The organism is Pseudomonas sp. LBUM1649, from assembly GCF_059716155.1.
In genome coordinates, this window is sequence record NZ_CP166807.1 from 1,004,248 (window position 1) to 1,019,343 (window position 15,096).

At 57.9% G+C, this 15,096-nt stretch carries 15 protein-coding genes; 13 read left to right on the forward strand and 2 right to left on the reverse strand.

Annotated elements, in window-relative coordinates:
• Positions 1–432: 432 nt before the first annotated feature.
• Positions 433–1,212, reverse strand: a complete 780-nt coding sequence (gene yaaA / locus ACA058_RS04455; protein WP_497638027.1) for a peroxide stress protein YaaA — start codon at positions 1,210–1,212, stop codon at positions 433–435.
• A gap of 256 nt (positions 1,213–1,468) precedes the next feature.
• Between yaaA and ACA058_RS04460 the strand changes: the two genes are divergently transcribed.
• From ACA058_RS04460 to ACA058_RS04485, 6 genes are all read left to right on the forward strand, one after another.
• Positions 1,469–2,593: a polysaccharide deacetylase family protein gene (locus ACA058_RS04460; RefSeq protein ID WP_497638028.1), complete on the forward strand. Its 1,125-nt coding sequence runs from the start codon at positions 1,469–1,471 to the stop codon at positions 2,591–2,593.
• 336 nt (positions 2,594–2,929) lie between these two features.
• Complete coding sequence (locus ACA058_RS04465; RefSeq protein ID WP_497638029.1) at positions 2,930–4,324, forward strand: PhoH family protein; 1,395 nt, start codon at positions 2,930–2,932, stop codon at positions 4,322–4,324.
• A 245-nt stretch (positions 4,325–4,569) separates the two neighbouring features.
• Positions 4,570–5,043 carry a cyclic pyranopterin monophosphate synthase MoaC gene (gene moaC / locus ACA058_RS04470; protein WP_497638030.1) on the forward strand — a complete coding sequence of 158 codons (474 nt, stop codon included), beginning with the start codon at positions 4,570–4,572 and terminating at the stop codon, positions 5,041–5,043.
• Positions 5,040–5,282: a molybdopterin converting factor subunit 1 gene (moaD, locus tag ACA058_RS04475; protein WP_497638031.1), complete on the forward strand. Its 243-nt coding sequence runs from the start codon at positions 5,040–5,042 to the stop codon at positions 5,280–5,282. Before moaC ends, moaD begins: the two co-directional genes overlap by 4 nt.
• Positions 5,283–5,285: 3 nt before the next feature.
• Positions 5,286–5,738 carry a molybdopterin synthase catalytic subunit MoaE gene (gene moaE / locus ACA058_RS04480; protein WP_497638032.1) on the forward strand — a complete coding sequence of 151 codons (453 nt, stop codon included), beginning with the start codon at positions 5,286–5,288 and terminating at the stop codon, positions 5,736–5,738.
• A gap of 308 nt (positions 5,739–6,046) precedes the next feature.
• A complete protein-coding gene (locus ACA058_RS04485; RefSeq protein ID WP_497638033.1) occupies positions 6,047–6,823 on the forward strand; it encodes an ABC transporter substrate-binding protein in 777 nt (258 codons plus the stop codon).
• Here ACA058_RS04485 and ACA058_RS04490 read toward each other — a convergent pair whose 3' ends face one another.
• Entirely contained in the window at positions 6,824–7,771 is a 948-nt protein-coding gene (locus ACA058_RS04490) for a DMT family transporter (protein ID WP_497638034.1), read from the reverse strand.
• 121 nt (positions 7,772–7,892) lie between these two features.
• Between ACA058_RS04490 and ACA058_RS04495 the strand changes: the two genes are divergently transcribed.
• From ACA058_RS04495 to cyoE, 7 genes are all read left to right on the forward strand, one after another.
• The gene (locus tag ACA058_RS04495; protein WP_497638035.1) at positions 7,893–8,786 is read left to right on the forward strand and encodes a LysR family transcriptional regulator; all 894 of its coding nucleotides are present in this window, start codon (positions 7,893–7,895) and stop codon (positions 8,784–8,786) included.
• A gap of 107 nt (positions 8,787–8,893) precedes the next feature.
• The gene (locus ACA058_RS04500; RefSeq protein ID WP_497638036.1) at positions 8,894–9,403 is read left to right on the forward strand and encodes a disulfide bond formation protein B; all 510 of its coding nucleotides are present in this window, start codon (positions 8,894–8,896) and stop codon (positions 9,401–9,403) included.
• An 826-nt stretch (positions 9,404–10,229) separates the two neighbouring features.
• The gene (gene cyoA, locus ACA058_RS04505) at positions 10,230–11,165 is read left to right on the forward strand and encodes a ubiquinol oxidase subunit II (RefSeq protein ID WP_497638037.1); all 936 of its coding nucleotides are present in this window, start codon (positions 10,230–10,232) and stop codon (positions 11,163–11,165) included.
• A 3-nt stretch (positions 11,166–11,168) separates the two neighbouring features.
• Complete coding sequence (gene cyoB / locus ACA058_RS04510) at positions 11,169–13,199, forward strand: cytochrome o ubiquinol oxidase subunit I (RefSeq protein WP_497638038.1); 2,031 nt, start codon at positions 11,169–11,171, stop codon at positions 13,197–13,199.
• Between the two features lie 3 nt (positions 13,200–13,202).
• Positions 13,203–13,823 carry a cytochrome o ubiquinol oxidase subunit III gene (locus ACA058_RS04515; RefSeq protein WP_497638039.1) on the forward strand — a complete coding sequence of 207 codons (621 nt, stop codon included), beginning with the start codon at positions 13,203–13,205 and terminating at the stop codon, positions 13,821–13,823.
• Positions 13,824–14,162: a cytochrome o ubiquinol oxidase subunit IV gene (gene cyoD / locus ACA058_RS04520; protein ID WP_497638040.1), complete on the forward strand. Its 339-nt coding sequence runs from the start codon at positions 13,824–13,826 to the stop codon at positions 14,160–14,162.
• Positions 14,163–14,173: 11 nt separating this feature from the next.
• Complete coding sequence (gene cyoE / locus ACA058_RS04525) at positions 14,174–15,061, forward strand: heme o synthase (RefSeq protein WP_497638041.1); 888 nt, start codon at positions 14,174–14,176, stop codon at positions 15,059–15,061.
• Positions 15,062–15,096: the final 35 nt, after the last annotated feature.

Here is a 15,096-nt window from a genome sequence, read left to right on the forward strand (position 1 = left end):
GTCAGTGAAAGTTAGTGTTGCAACTTCACTACATGGATCTCTGTTCTGCGTAAGTTGTCTCGTACATTCGCGGCGAGAATCGTTACCGGTGGTATGAGCGGTGCATTTGGACATAGTTCCGACCCATCCATCACGAAATCTGAAATTTCTTGAAATATTGACAAAGATGGCACTGCTCTCAAATTGATAGCACTTGCCGTTTCGCCCTTTATATATAGGCGGATTATTGGAGGGGATAGTTATTTGCCACTACTGAGAAATTTTTTCAGTGCCACTACTGAAAAAAATGATCAAAGTCGAGTGAAACTGAAGTTAGAAAATTGACAGATTGTTTTTTGGCGTCATAAAAATGACGAAGAGAGCGGGGGATTTCGAGGTTATCAATGGGGGGGCGCACGAGGGATCCGCAAGGTCGCGCGCCGACCCTCTGCTTCACTCTGGTGCGTGGTCGCGCAGGAACACCAGGTTGTCCGGTTTAGACTGCTCGGCGCTGTAGCGGTAGCCCTGTACATCGAACTGCTTGAGAGCTTGCGGATCGTTGATGCGTTCCTCGATGACGAAGCGGCTCATCATGCCCCGGGCCTTTTTCGCGTAGAAGCTGATGATCTTGTACTGGCCGTTCTTCAGGTCCTTGAACTCGGTGTTGATGATGCGTGCGCTCAAGGCGCTGCGCTTGACCGCCGAGAAATACTCGTTCGAAGCCAGGTTGAGCAGCACGTCATCGCCCTGATCGGCCAGGGCTTCATTCAACCATTCACTGATACGCATGCCCCAGAAGGCATACAAGTCCTTGCCCCGGGCATTGGCCAGTTTGGTGCCCATTTCCAGCCGGTACGGTTGCATCAGGTCCAGGGGACGCAATAGGCCGTACAGGCCGGAGAGCATGCGTAAATGTTGCTGGGCGTAGTCGAAGTCGGCTTCGCTGAAGGTTTGTGCATTCAGCCCGGTGTAGACGTCGCCCTTGAAGGCCAGCAAGGCCTGCTTGGCGTTGGCCGGGGTAAAGGCAGGTGTCCAGCTGCCAAAGCGGGCGGCGTTGAGCCCGCCGATCTTGTCGGAAACGTGCATCAACTCGCTGATCTGCGCCGGGGTCAGCTCGCGCAATTGCAGGATCAGCTCCTGCGAATGGTCAAGGTACTGCGGCTGGGTAAAGCGCTGGGTCGCCGGCGGTGTCTCGTAATCGAGGGTCTTGGCGGGGGAAATCACCATCAGCATGAAGTCGTCTCCTTTAATCGTGGCGGCGATTCTAGGGGGTTGTCATCGTTGACTCCAGCTATGGGTGTGATAGGTGCCGGACGGTGATCGTTCCCAGGCTCTGCGTGGGAATGCAGCCCGGGACGCTCCGCGTCCCATCCAAGGCCGAACGCGGAGCGTCCGTTGAGGCATTCCCACGCAGAGCGTGGGAACGATCATCAGGGGGCAGGTTGGATCGGCTATAGTGCCGCGCGAGTTTTGTTATGGAGACATCCCATTGCGTATCGTTTTTCTGCTCACAGCCTGGCTGCTGAGCTTCGGCGTCATGGCGGCGCCGGGTGAAGTCGCAACACTGGATCGCAACACCTGGCCGGAAAAACTCGACAACCCGACCCTGTTCGATGTCGCGTCGCGTGCCGAAATTCTCATGTTCGCCCGGGTGCTGTTGGCCAGTGAGTCCCTGGACGAAGCGGCATTGGCGCAACGCCTGGGCCTGCGCACGATCAACCTGGAATCGGTCAATCGTGTTCGTCAGCGCCTATGGCAACGCCTGTTGACCAACTACGATTTCGCCCAGCAGAGTTGCGATCAGGACGCCTCCTTCTGTTTCCTGGTCGAGGACATGGCCACCTTGCGCGAGCAGGCCGGCAAGTTTCAGCTCAGCGAGAACAGCTACTACATACAGTGGGCCGAACCGAGTCGCCTGTTCCACAGCCAGTACCTTGATGAGCAACTGCGCAAGGCGGCACTGTTTCCGCAAACCAGCAATGAAGTCGATCGTTTTGGTGACTATGAGCGCAATGGCGACGCGATGCATGACAGGCTGTTTCTATTGACCTTCGACAGCGCCGCCAATGCCGTGCCGGACAATACCGACTGGATTGCCGAGTACCTGCGCAAGGCCAACCTCAGCGGCACGTTCTTCGTTCTCGGCAAGGACCTCCAGGCCCGTCTGGGCGAGCGCTCGGTGGCCAGCCTGCAAGCGACCTGGTCAACCCAGTGCATCGGTGTGCAAGGCTGGGAGTTTCGCTCCCACAGCCACTGGCAGGACTGGCACGACTCGGTACGCCGCAGCGTCGAGCTGGCCAAGAACAAGCTGCCGGAGAACTTCGTGCCCCTGTTTCGCCCGCCCGATGGCCAGCGTCGCGCCGACGCCGCCGCTTTCTTCAAGGCCCAGGGGTTGCAGGTCGCCCTGTGGGATATCGATGCCCAGGACGGTGCGGGCAAGCTCAAGGGCAGCCAGAGTGCGCAACGGGTGTTGACCCTGATGCTGCTGTGGCGCCATGGGGTGATCAATTTCAATGTGAAACAGGAAGGGGTGAAAACGGCGTTGCCCTGGCTGATCACGCAAACGGCTCAAAGCGGGATCGGTTGGGAAGACTGCCAGGAAGGGTTTCGCTGAAAACGGCCAAAGCCCGAAAACATTGGGTGAACGGCGATTTTAGAGGGGATTTTGCTGCAAGTTGATCTCCGACTGTAAACGGGTGATGGCAGTCCGCCAAGTGTTTTTGGTCATTCTGAAAAATAAACTTCAAAAAAGCGTCAAAGTGCTTTTTTCTGTCATGGGTTTTGGAGTATTACGAAGACAGACCGCCGAAACCTGCAACACAGGTGGCGTCTCCCAAGACCCAGCTCTGTATGCAGTCACTTGAGTCCCCGCAGGTGAATTCGGCGGCCACTTCGAGGCGCAGCACCGCCCAGGTATTGCGTCCACTGGCTCTGACTAAGGTGACCGAGTATGGATGATCACGGACGTAGCTCTTCTTCCAACCAGCCAATCCTTTATGTACTCGATACCAACGTATTGATTCACGATCCAAACGCGCTGCTTAACTTCGAAGAACACCACGTCGCGATCCCTATGACCGTGCTTGAGGAGCTCGACAAGCTCAAGAGCGGGCATCACAGCGTTGCCGCCGAATGTCGCCAGGCCATCCGGCTGATCGACAAGACCCTGGGCGATGCCTCACCCGAGGACGTCGAGCAGGGCGTGCCGATCCAGCGGGGCAAGAGCGGGCCCAAGGGCTTGCTGTCAATTCTGATGAGCAAGCAGGCCGAACCCCACATCATTCTGCCTGAGCATCTGAACGACAACAGAATCATCAACCAGCTGATCGACCTGCACGCACGCGAGCCGAAGAAGCCCGTGGTGCTGGTCACCAAAGACATCAACATGCGCCTCAAGGCCCGTGCCTGCGGGATCGCGGCCGAGGACTACAGCACCGACCAGTTGGTCGACGACGTATCGCTGCTGCCCAACGGCTATCACAACATGACCGGCTCCTTCTGGGACCGGGTGAGCAAGGTCGAGACCCGTCAGGACCACGGCCGCACCTGGCACCAGGTGCAGTTGATCGACAATCTGCCGGCGGTGCACATCAACGAGTTCATCATCGATGAGCAGGGGTTCGTCGGCTGGATCAAGGAGATCGAGGAAGACAAACTGCTGATCCTGGACCTGCACCAGGAACCGCTGCTGCACCAGGAAGCCTGGGGCCTAAAGCCGCGTGACATCTATCAGAGCCTGGCGCTGTACGCCTTGCTCGATCCGGACATCCACCTGGTCAACCTGTCCGGTGCCGCAGGCTCTGGTAAAACCATTCTCGCGTTGGCCGCGGCCATCGAGCAGACCATGGTCAGCAAGCGCTACCGCCGCATCATCGCCACCCGCAGCGTGCAAGGCCTGGACCAGGAGATCGGCTTCCTGCCGGGCACCGAAGCGGAAAAAATGGAGCCTTGGCTGGGCGCCATCACCGACAACCTCGAAGCCTTGCACATGGATGACGAAAGCACCCATGGCAGCGTCGACTACATCCTCAGCAAAGTGCCGTTGCAGTTCAAATCCCTCAACTACATCCGCGGCCGCAGCTTCCAGCAGAGCCTGATCCTGATCGATGAATGCCAAAACCTTACACCGCACCAGATGAAAACCATCATCACCCGTGCCGGTGCCGGTTCCAAAGTGGTGTGCCTGGGCAACCTGGCACAGATCGACACCCCTTACCTGTCCGCGACCAGCTCCGGACTGACGTACCTGACTGAACGCTTCAAGGACTTCCCCAACGGGGTGCACATCACCCTGCAAGGGGTGCCTCGTTCGATTCTGGCCGAATACGCAGAATCGCATCTGTAACCTCACCCAACGCGGGCGGCCTCAAAGCCGCCCGGTTTTTCATGCCCGACACAAAAACCCTTTGTAGGAGCGAGCATGCTCGCGATGGACGTCAACGATAACGCGTGCTGTCTGAATGACCGCGTTGTCCCTGCGTTTTTCGCGAGCATGCTCGCTCCTACAGGGGATTGCGTGATCCGATAATCTCGCGTGCGGAAATCTGACCCACAGGTTTACAATCGAGACTCCTGATCAGGAGTAACCCCGTGCTGACTCATCTCGATTCCCAAGGCCGCGCCAACATGGTCGACGTCACCGAAAAAGCCGTGACGTTCCGTGAAGCGACGGCCCAAGCGCTGGTGCGCATGCTGCCCGAAACCTTGAAAATGATTGTCAGCGGCGGGCATCCCAAGGGCGATGTGTTCGCCGTGGCCCGCATTGCAGGCATCCAGGCGGCGAAAAAAACCAGCGATCTGATTCCCCTGTGCCACCCGTTGATGCTGACCGGGGTCAAGGTCGAACTCAGTGCCGAAGGCGAGGACAGCGTACGCATCGTGGCGCGCTGCAAGTTGTCCGGGCAGACCGGTGTCGAGATGGAGGCCCTGACGGCTGCCAGTGTCGCCGCCTTGACTATCTATGACATGTGCAAGGCCGTGGATCGCGGCATGATCATCGAAAGCGTGCGCCTGCTGGAGAAGGTCGGCGGCAAGAGCGGGCATTTCCAGGCGGATCAATCATGAACGTCACCGTAAAATTTTTTGCCCGTTATCGTGAAGCGCTGGGCGTGGAATCGGTGAAGGTCGAAGGCCAGTTCGCCACTGTCGACGACGTGCGGGCGTTGCTGGCGCAACGTGAGGGTGCTGACGTGCTCCGCGAGCAGAACCTGATGTGTGCGCGCAACGAAGACCTGTGCCAGCTCGACGAACCGGTCAGCGATGGCGATGAAGTGGCGTTTTTTCCCACCGTGACCGGGGGCTGAGACATGGCCATTCGCGTGCAATCGACCGCGTTCGATCCCGGCGCCGAAGTCAACGCCATGCACGACGCCAATGTCGGCGTCGGGGCGGTGGTGAATTTTGTCGGCTATGTGCGCGACTTCAATGACGGCCTGGATGTCGCCGGGATGTTCCTCGAACACTATCCGGGCATGACCGAAAAAGCCCTCGGCAAGATCGCCATCGAGGCCGAGCAGCGCTGGCCCTTGCTCAAGCTGGAGGTGCTGCACCGCATCGGTGCCCTGGAACCCGGTGAGCCGATCGTCTTCGTCGGCGCCGCCAGCGCCCACCGCCAGGCGGCATTCGACGCCTGCGCCTTTGTCATGGACTACCTGAAAACCCGTGCACCGTTCTGGAAAAAGGAAAACACCAGTGACGGCCCGCGTTGGGTCGAAGGGCGTGACAGTGATCATGCGGCGGCGGATCGCTGGAAGCAGTGATTCCTGCGGTGTTCTCAAGTACGCCATCGCGGGCAAGCCTTGCTCCTACAGATTCAAGGTCGTCCACATAATATTTGAACGACATCGAATCTGTAGGAGCAAGGCTTGCCCGCGATGAGGCCATTCGCTTCACCTGAAAACTCCCAGAAATGTCTCCCGACCATCGGCCGGCGCGCCCTGCATTTACCCGATTGACGCCCAATACATAAAAGTCCAGTATGGATTTATAAGTACAAAAAAAGGCTTCCGCCCGTTTCTGCTCTTTCTTCTGTCTTGCCAAACCAACAACAACCCGCGAGAGAACGAACATGAAGAAATTCCCCCTCATCACCGGTCTTGCCCTGAGTCTGTTGGCGTGCAGTAGCCTGTTTGCCGCCGAGAAAACCCTGCGCATCGGCATCGAAGCAGCCTACCCACCGTTCGCCTCCAAGACCGACAAAGGCGAAATCGTGGGTTTCGACTACGACATCGGCAATGCCCTGTGCGCGCAGATGAAGGTCAAGTGCGTGTGGGTCGAGGGCGAGTTCGACGGCCTGATTCCTTCCTTGAAAGTGAAGAAAATCGATATGGCACTGTCGTCGATGACCATCAACGAAGACCGCAAGAAGTCGGTGGATTTCACCCACAAGTATTATTTCACCTCGTCGCGCCTGGTCATGAAGGAAGGCGCGGTCGTGGATGATCAATACGCCAGCCTCAAGGGCAAGACGGTTGGCGTGCAACGGGCGACCACCACCGACCGTTACGCGACCGAAGTCTTCGAACCCAAGGGCGTCAACGTCAAGCGCTACAGCAACAACGAAGAGATCTACATGGACCTGGCGGCCGGTCGCCTCGATGCCATTTTTGCCGACACCATTCCGCTCAACGACTTCCTGTCGATGCCGCGCGGCAAGGGCTACGCGTTTGCCGGACCAGAGCTCAAAGACCCGAAATACGTGGGCGAGGGCGCCGGGATTGCGGTGCGCAAGGGCAACACCGAGCTGGTATCGGAGCTGAACACCGCTATCGACGGGATTCGCGCCAACGGCGAGTACCAGAAGATTTCGCAGCAGTACTTCAAGTCTGATATCTACGGCGAGTGATCAATCGCTCCCGGGGCTTTCTCGCGAAAGCCCTACTGCGCTGCAGATTCCCGAGACTTTCGATGGCTGCAGATTGAGGGCGAGTACGCTCGCCAGCACGATGAGCATGCCGACGATGACCATGATCGAAGGGCGTTCAGCCAGAACCACCGATGCCATCAACATGGCTGTGGGCGGTATCAGGTAAAGCGAAATGGACGCGCGGCTTATGTTGCTGTGCGTCAGTACGTAGGCCCAGGCAAGGTACGCAAGGGCGCTGGGGAAAATGCCCAGGATAAGCACCGCCAGGTTGACCGACTCCGAGGCTTTCTGCACTTCGCTCCACAAGCCCGGTGCATACACCAGTAATAACGTGGTGCCTGACCAGATGGTGTAACACACCATCGTCAGCCCGTCGTAGCGATGGGAATGGCGTTTTTGCAGGGCGAAATAGAGACTCCAGGACAATGCCGCCAGCAGGATCAGCAACCCGTGCGCATCCAGTTCTCCAAAGCCACGATCACCCGTCACCACGACACCCGCACCGAGCAAACCGCACAGCACACAGATCCACTGCCAACCGTTGACCCGGTCCTTGAACACGAAATGCGCCAATATCGTGCTGAACAGCGGCGTGGATTGCGCAAGCACACTGGCCGCGCCGGCGCTGACGCCTCGTTGGCCGAAATTGATGGCGATGTGGTGCAGGCTGACAGCAAAGAATCCCAGCATGGCCAACAGTGGCAGGTCTTTGAGGCGAGGCAGGGAAATGCGCGTGACCAAGGCGACCCCGGCCATGAACGTCGAGGCAATGAGAAAGCGGATCAGCGCCAGATGACCCGGCTCGTAAGCCCCTAACCCGATACGGATGCCAATGGGGGAATAAGCCCAGCAGAGGATCACGAAAAACGTCGCCAAGGCGATTTTTACGCCTGGCCTTTCGGCGAGGTGGCGTTGAACAAAATCCATAAGGCTTCCTCTGTGTCCGGCGGAAAAAGGCGTGATGCAATGCCGGCACTCGAATTATCAAAACCCTATGAATTCACTACAAGTGACTTAAACTGAATCAAGTATTCACTTTGGCTGAGCTATGGAACTGTCCCAACTGCGCATGTTCAACACGGTTCACCATCTCGGCAGCATCGCCCGCGCGGCCGAGGTGCTGCATTGCGTACCGTCCAATATCACCGCGCGCCTCAAGTCCCTGGAGCGTGAGCTCGGTACTCCGCTGTTTTCTCGCGATGGCCGAGGATTGCGGATCACGCCCGCCGGGGAGGTATTTCTCGATTACACGACGAAAATCCTGGGCCTGGCCGAGGAAGCGCGCAGGGCGTTGGCACCCGGCTGTGCGCCGAGCGGTCCTCTGCGTATTGGTGCTATCGAGTCCAGTGCCACTGGGCGATTGCCTCGGTTATTGGCCAAGTACCACGAGCTTTACCCAAAGGTGATGCTGGAGTTGAGCACCGGCACTTGGGCTCAATTACTTGACGACACTCAGCATCGGCGGCTGGATGGGGCGTTCGTGGCGGTAAACGTTGAACGCCCGGGACTGAAGCGGGAAGTGATGTACCGCGAAGATCTGATTCTCATCGCCTCCGCCTCCCATGGGCCTTTGCGCCAGGCGGCGGATCTGCAGGGCAAGGCCATTTTCATGTGGCCCCCGGGCTGTCCGTACCGCTTCGCGCTGGAACAGTGGCTATTGCGCCATGACCAGGTGCAGCCGATTGTCAGCATCGCCAGCTATGGCACCATCGTTGGCTGCGTCAGTGCCGGTGCCGGTATCTCGCTGGTGCCCCGTGGAATCTATGAACAGTATTGTCTCAGCGCAGGTTGCCAAGGATATGAATTCCCGGAACTGACGAGCATCGACAACCTTTTTTACTGGCACGAGAGCGCAGGTCGGCACCCGGCGCGTGAGGCGTTTGTGAAGTTGCTTCAGGCCGAGTTCGAGGGGCCAGGCGCGTTACGGTTAATCCCGTCTTAACCGGCCTGTCGTCTATTTCCCCACAATCGGCCAGTGCGCACCAGGCTCTCAAAGGTCAGGGCCAGCGTGTAAACTGGCGGGCAATCGATAGTTAAAAGGGAAACACGATGAGCGAGGAAACGATGCGTCTGGGCCGCGAGCGGCGCTATCTGGTGCTGTTGGGCATCATCTGCCTGGCGCTGATCGGCGGTGCGCTGTACATGCAGGTGGCTTTGGGCGAGGCCCCGTGCCCGTTGTGCATCCTGCAGCGTTACGCGCTGCTGTTGATCGCGCTCTTCGCTTTCATCGGTGCGGCCATGCGCACGCGTCGCAGCATCACGGTGCTGGAGACCCTGGTGGTGATTTGTGCCCTGGCAGGCGTCGGGGTGGCCGGGCATCACGTCTACACGCAGTTCTATCCTGCCGTCAGTTGCGGCATCGATGTGCTGCAACCGATAGTCGACGGCTTGCCGCTGGCGAAGATCTTCCCGCTGGGCTTCCAGGTTGACGGTTTCTGCTCCACGCCGTACCCGCCGATCCTGGGGTTGTCCCTGGCGCAGTGGGCGCTGCTGGCCTTCGTGCTGGTGGTGGTGCTGGTGCCGCTGCTGACGATGCGCAATCGCAAGGCGCTGCACTGAAGTCATCGGCGGCATTACTGCGATAGACACAAAACGCTCCGGACCTCGATGAGAGGGCCGGGGCGTTTTTGCATTTCAGGGGCCAGGTAAAAAGACCGTGATGCGCGGCAATCAGGGGTGCGACAAGTGTGCGACATGTTGTCACATCGCGAGTGTCGCAGCGCGCTTTCGAGTGCCGGATTGGTGCAGTCTCATGCAATGAAATTGGCGTGTTTGTGCGTCGCCAGATTTTAGCCGGGGCAAAAGGGAACAGACAGTTTTAACAGGTTGTGGCGATTTGCCAGAGCCCTTGTCATAGCGGGGTTAGGGCGGGGTAGAGGACTGTTGTGGAACCTTGGACACTGTCTGAATTGCGGGTGGTAGGCCTACTATTTTTGGTGTTTTTGTTGCGATTCATTTTCGATAAGATGCGCCGCTTTTGCACAAATTGGTCAGGATTGTTGCGGGCTGGGATAAAAATTATTTCGGGATAAGACATGGTTTATAAAACGCTACATATCTACAATCGCCCGCACTGAATTCCCGGCAGCTCACCGTGGCTCTGATGCATGAGTGGCACGAGGGTGTCGAGAGGCCTTTTGGCTTGATGCGACTCCCAGGTGTCGGTGCCTCCAACTATCCGCACCAAATGGAATTGGGCTGTAACAAGGCCTTTGACCACGAATTCGAATAAGAACTCACCGCTGGCCCAGGATTTGTCGAAACGCCTCTGACGCTCGACGGGCAAGCCCTTATTCAATCCAAGAAAAATGCCAACCCTTGGCAGGGTGAAGTGTTGGCGATCAAAACCCAACTGCATTGCGCAAGCTGCTTTAGAGGTCGTGAGATGAGTAAAAACAGGTACCCCAGACTACTAGGCTTATTGCCGCTGCTCGGCACGTTGTTGCTGGGAGGCTGCAACATGACCTTGCTCAATCCCACGGGCCAGGTTGGCCTGGAACAGCGAAACCTGATCATCACCGCAACGCTGCTGATGCTGTTGGTCGTGGTGCCGGTCATCGTGATGACCTTCCTGTTCGCCTGGAAATACCGCGCGTCCAACACCAAGGCGACCTACACGCCTAAATGGAACCACTCCACCAAGATCGAGATCGCGGTGTGGACTGTTCCGGTGTTGATCATCATCGCCCTGGGTTACATCACCTACAAGTCGACCCACGAGCTGGACCCGTACCGTCCGATCGAATCCGACGTCAAGCCTGTGACCATCGAAGTGGTCGCGCTGGACTGGAAGTGGCTGTTCATCTACCCGGAACAAGGCATTGCCACGGTCAACAAGATCGTGTTCCCGGCGCACACGCCAATCAACTTCAAGATCACCTCCGACGCCGTGATGAACTCGTTCTTCATCCCGGGCCTGGGCGGCCAGATCTACGCGATGGCGGGCATGCAGACCAGAATGCACCTGATTGCCGACCGCAACGCTGAAATGGACGGCATCTCCGCCAACTACAGCGGTGCCGGTTTCACCGGTATGAAATTCAAAGCGATCGCAACTTCCCAGGAAGATTTCGACGCCTGGGTAAGTGAAGTCAAAAAGGCACCTAAACAGCTTGAACAAGCTGAATACGCAGCCCTTTCCAAGCAGAGCCAGAACAACCCAGTCGAGCTCTACTCCTCGGTGACGCCGAACCTGTTCCAGACCATCGTCGACAAGTACGAAGGCATGAAACCAGGCCCGAAGGTCAAGCACGAGAAGAAAGAGAAAGAAGTGGCCGCTACGGACATGAACTCGCATTCAGCTGCCGGGGCAGAGGAGTAAACGATGTTTGGTAAATTAAGTTGGGAAGCGGTCCCGTTCCACGAGCCGATCGTGATGGTGACCATCGCCATGATCGCGCTCGGTGGTCTGGCACTGTTCGCGGGTATCACTTATTTCAAGAAGTGGACCTATCTGTGGACCGAGTGGCTGACTTCGGTCGACCACAAGAAAATCGGCGTGATGTACATCATCGTTGCCATGGTCATGCTGCTGCGCGGCTTTGCCGACGCCATCATGATGCGTACCCAGCTGGCCATGGCCACTGAGGGTTCGCCTGGCTACCTGCCACCTGAACACTATGACCAGATCTTCACCGCCCACGGTGTGATCATGATCATCTTCATGGCGATGCCATTCTTCACCGGCCTGATGAACCTTGCAGTGCCGCTGCAGATCGGCGCGCGTGACGTTGCCTTCCCGTTCCTGAACTCCCTGAGCTTCTGGCTGCTGGTTTCTGGCGTGGTGCTGATCAACCTGTCCCTGGGCGTCGGCGAATTCGCCAAGACCGGTTGGGTTGCCTATCCGCCGCTGTCGGGCCTGCAATACAGCCCGGGCGTGGGGATGGATTACTACATCTGGGCGCTACAGTTATCCGGGCTAGGTACGACGCTGACGGGGGTCAACTTCCTGGCCACCGTGCTGAAAATGCGTACCCCTGGCATGAAGCTGATGGACATGCCGATCTTCACCTGGACCTGCACCTGGGCCAACGTCCTGATTGTGGCTTCGTTCCCGATCCTGACCGCTACCCTGGCACTGCTGACGCTTGACCGTTACATGGATTTCCACATTTTCACCAATGAACTTGGTGGCAATCCAATGATGTACGTCAACCTGTTCTGGGCCTGGGGTCACCCTGAGGTGTACATCCTGATCCTGCCGGCGTTCGGCGTTTTCTCGGAAGTCATCTCGGCGTTCACCGGCAAGAAACTGTTCGGTCACAAGTCGATGATCTACGCTTCGGGCGCGATCTCGGTACTGGGCTTCATGGTTTGGCTGCACCACTTCTTCACCATGGGTTCGGGTGCCAGCGTCAACGCCTTCTTCGGTCTGGCGACGATGCTGATTTCCATCCCGACGGGTGTGAAACTGTTCAACTGGCTGTTCACCATCTACCAGGGTCGTCTGCGTTTCACCAGCCAGGTGCTGTGGACCCTGGGCTTCATGGTGACCTTCGCCATCGGCGGCATGACCGGCGTACTGCTGGCCATCCCGGGTGCTGACTTCGTTCTGCACAACAGCCTGTTCGTAATCGCGCACTTCCATAACGTGATCATCGGCGGCGCGGTATTCGGCTACATCGCAGGTTTCGCGTTCTACTTCCCTAAAGCGTTCGGCTTCAAGCTGCACGAAGGCTGGGGCAAGGCAGCGTTCTGGTTCTGGATCTCGGGCTTCTTCGTCGCATTCATGCCGCTCTATGCACTGGGCTTCATGGGCATGACCCGTCGTCTGAACGCCACCACCAACCCTGAGTGGGTGCCGTACCTGTACGTCGCCATGTTCGGTGCGGTGATGATCGCTGTCGGTATCGCCTGCCAACTGATCCAGCTGTACGTCAGTGTGCGTGACCGTAAAAAGCCAGAGAACATGTGCGAACACGGCGACCCGTGGAATGCCCACACTCTGGAATGGTCGACCTCGTCGCCACCACCGTTCTACAACTTCGCCGTGCTGCCGAAAGCCGACTGCGTCGACCCGTTCACCGAAGCCAAGGAAAACGGCACCGCGTACAAGGCTCCGGCCAGGTACGAGCCGATCCACATGCCAAACAACACCGCCACCGGTGTGGTCATGGGTGCTCTGCTGACCGTGTTCGGTTTCGCCATGATCTGGCACATCTGGTGGCTGGCGATCGCGAGCCTGGTAGGCACTGTCGTCTACTTCGCGATCCACGCCGCCCGTGATGATCAAGGCTATATGGTGCCGGTCGACGTGATCGAGCGCATCGAAGCCGAGCAGCACAAGCGTCTGGTAGCGGCAGGGAAAATCCCGGCCACCGCCACCCGTGTTGAAACCTCGTTGGAACAGGCTTAAACCATGTCGAACTTAGTGACCAATGTTGGACACGCCCATGGTGACCATGGGCACGATGACCACCACGACTCGGGCGAGATGACCGTATACGGTTTCTGGCTCTACCTGATGACCGACTGCATTCTGTTTGCGTCGATCTTCGCCGTGTACGCGGTACTGGTTAACAACGTAGCGGGTGGCCCGTCGGGCCACGACATCTTCGAACTGCCATACGTACTGGGCGAAACCGCTCTGCTGCTGTTCAGTTCGATCACCTACGGCTTCGCCATGCTGGCGTTCTTCCGTGGCAACAAGAAGCAGGTGCTGGGCTGGTTGGGCATGACCTTCCTGTTCGGCCTGGGCTTCATCGGCATGGAGATCAACGAGTTCCACATCTTGATCTCCGAAGGCTACGGCCCTAGCCGTTCCGGCTTCCTGTCCGGGTTCTTCACCCTGGTCGGCACCCACGGTCTGCACGTGACCAGCGGTCTGATCTGGATGGCGATCATGATGTACCAGGTCAACAAGCATGGCCTGACGTCGACCAACAAGACCCGCCTGAGCTGCCTGAGCCTGTTCTGGCACTTCCTGGACGTCGTGTGGATCTGCGTATTCACCGTTGTTTACCTGATGGGGACTATGTAAATGGCTAACGCACATTCCCACAATGGCCACGACGACGCCGGTCACGGCAGCTACAAGTCGTACGCCATCGGCTTCATCCTGTCGGTGATCCTGACCGTCATTCCATTCGGTCTGGTGATGTACCCGACGCTGCCGAAGTCGATCACCCTGTTGATCGTCCTCGCGTTCGCGATCGTCCAGGTGCTGGTGCACCTGGTGTACTTCCTGCACCTGGACCGTTCGGCCGCGCAGCGTAACAACGTGATTGCGTTTGTATTCGCCGCGATCGTGATCGTCCTGCTGGTTGGCCTGTCGCTGTGGATCATGTTCAGCATCCACACGTTCATGATGGCGAAGTGAGGTAAGTCCGCATGTCCCTCAAGCACTTTATCCAAATCACCAAACCGGGGATCATTTTCGGTAACGTGCTTTCTGTGGCAGGCGGATTCTTCCTGGCCTCCAAAGGGCATGTCGATCTGGCCATCTTCCTGGCCGCCATGATCGGCACGTCCCTGGTGGTTGCCTCCGGTTGCGTGTTCAACAACTGCATCGACCGCGACATCGACGTGAAGATGGAACGCACCAAGAACCGGGTGCTGGTGCAGGGCTTGATCTCCCTGAAACTGGCCCTGATCTATGCGACCGTCCTGGGTGTTGCCGGCGTTGCACTGTTGTACAAGGTGGCCAACCCGTTGGCCGCACTGTTCGCAGTCATCGGCTTCGTGATCTACGTCGGCTTCTACAGCCTGTACCTAAAGCGCAAGTCGGTTCACGGCACGCTAGTGGGCAGTCTGTCGGGCGCAATGCCGCCGGTGATCGGCTACGTCGCGGTGAGCAATACCTTCGACATGGCCGCGCTGACCCTGCTGGTGATGTTCAGCCTGTGGCAGATGCCGCATTCCTACGCCATCGCGATCTTCCGCTTCAACGATTACCTGGCCGCATCGATCCCGGTGCTGCCAGTGAAGCGCGGGATCCAGGTGGCCAAGAAGCACATCCTGATCTACATCCTGGCCTTCCTCGTGGCGACCTTGATGCTGACCTTCAGCGGCTACGCCGGCATGAGCTACCTCGCCGTCGCCGCGGCCATGGGCATGTACTGGCTGTACATGGCCTGGACCGGCTACAAGGCAGTGGATGACACGGTCTGGGCACGCAAGCTGTTCGTGTTCTCGATCTTCACCATTACCGCGTTGAGCGTGATGATGTCCCTGGACTTCAAAGTGCCGGCTGAGCTGTTGCTGACGTACGCGCCTTAAGGTTTAGATGCTGTACCGAAAAGCCCCGCCTTCGA

Bases quoted from the DNA above. Each gene is read 5' to 3' on its own strand.
- yaaA (WP_497638027.1), bottom strand. From the start codon at position 1,212: ATGCTGATGGTGATTTCCCCCGCCAAGACCCTCGATTACGAGACACCG.
- cyoE (WP_497638041.1), top strand. From the start codon at position 14,174: ATGTCCCTCAAGCACTTTATCCAAATCACCAAACCGGGGATCATTTTC.
- ACA058_RS04515 (WP_497638039.1), top strand. From the start codon at position 13,203: ATGTCGAACTTAGTGACCAATGTTGGACACGCCCATGGTGACCATGGG.
- ACA058_RS04490 (WP_497638034.1), bottom strand. From the start codon at position 7,771: ATGGATTTTGTTCAACGCCACCTCGCCGAAAGGCCAGGCGTAAAAATC.
- ACA058_RS04500 (WP_497638036.1), top strand. From the start codon at position 8,894: ATGAGCGAGGAAACGATGCGTCTGGGCCGCGAGCGGCGCTATCTGGTG.
- cyoD (WP_497638040.1), top strand. From the start codon at position 13,824: ATGGCTAACGCACATTCCCACAATGGCCACGACGACGCCGGTCACGGC.
- moaE (WP_497638032.1), top strand. From the start codon at position 5,286: ATGGCCATTCGCGTGCAATCGACCGCGTTCGATCCCGGCGCCGAAGTC.
- cyoB (WP_497638038.1), top strand. From the start codon at position 11,169: ATGTTTGGTAAATTAAGTTGGGAAGCGGTCCCGTTCCACGAGCCGATC.
- ACA058_RS04485 (WP_497638033.1), top strand. From the start codon at position 6,047: ATGAAGAAATTCCCCCTCATCACCGGTCTTGCCCTGAGTCTGTTGGCG.
- ACA058_RS04495 (WP_497638035.1), top strand. From the start codon at position 7,893: ATGGAACTGTCCCAACTGCGCATGTTCAACACGGTTCACCATCTCGGC.
- moaD (WP_497638031.1), top strand. From the start codon at position 5,040: ATGAACGTCACCGTAAAATTTTTTGCCCGTTATCGTGAAGCGCTGGGC.
- ACA058_RS04465 (WP_497638029.1), top strand. From the start codon at position 2,930: ATGGATGATCACGGACGTAGCTCTTCTTCCAACCAGCCAATCCTTTAT.
- cyoA (WP_497638037.1), top strand. From the start codon at position 10,230: ATGAGTAAAAACAGGTACCCCAGACTACTAGGCTTATTGCCGCTGCTC.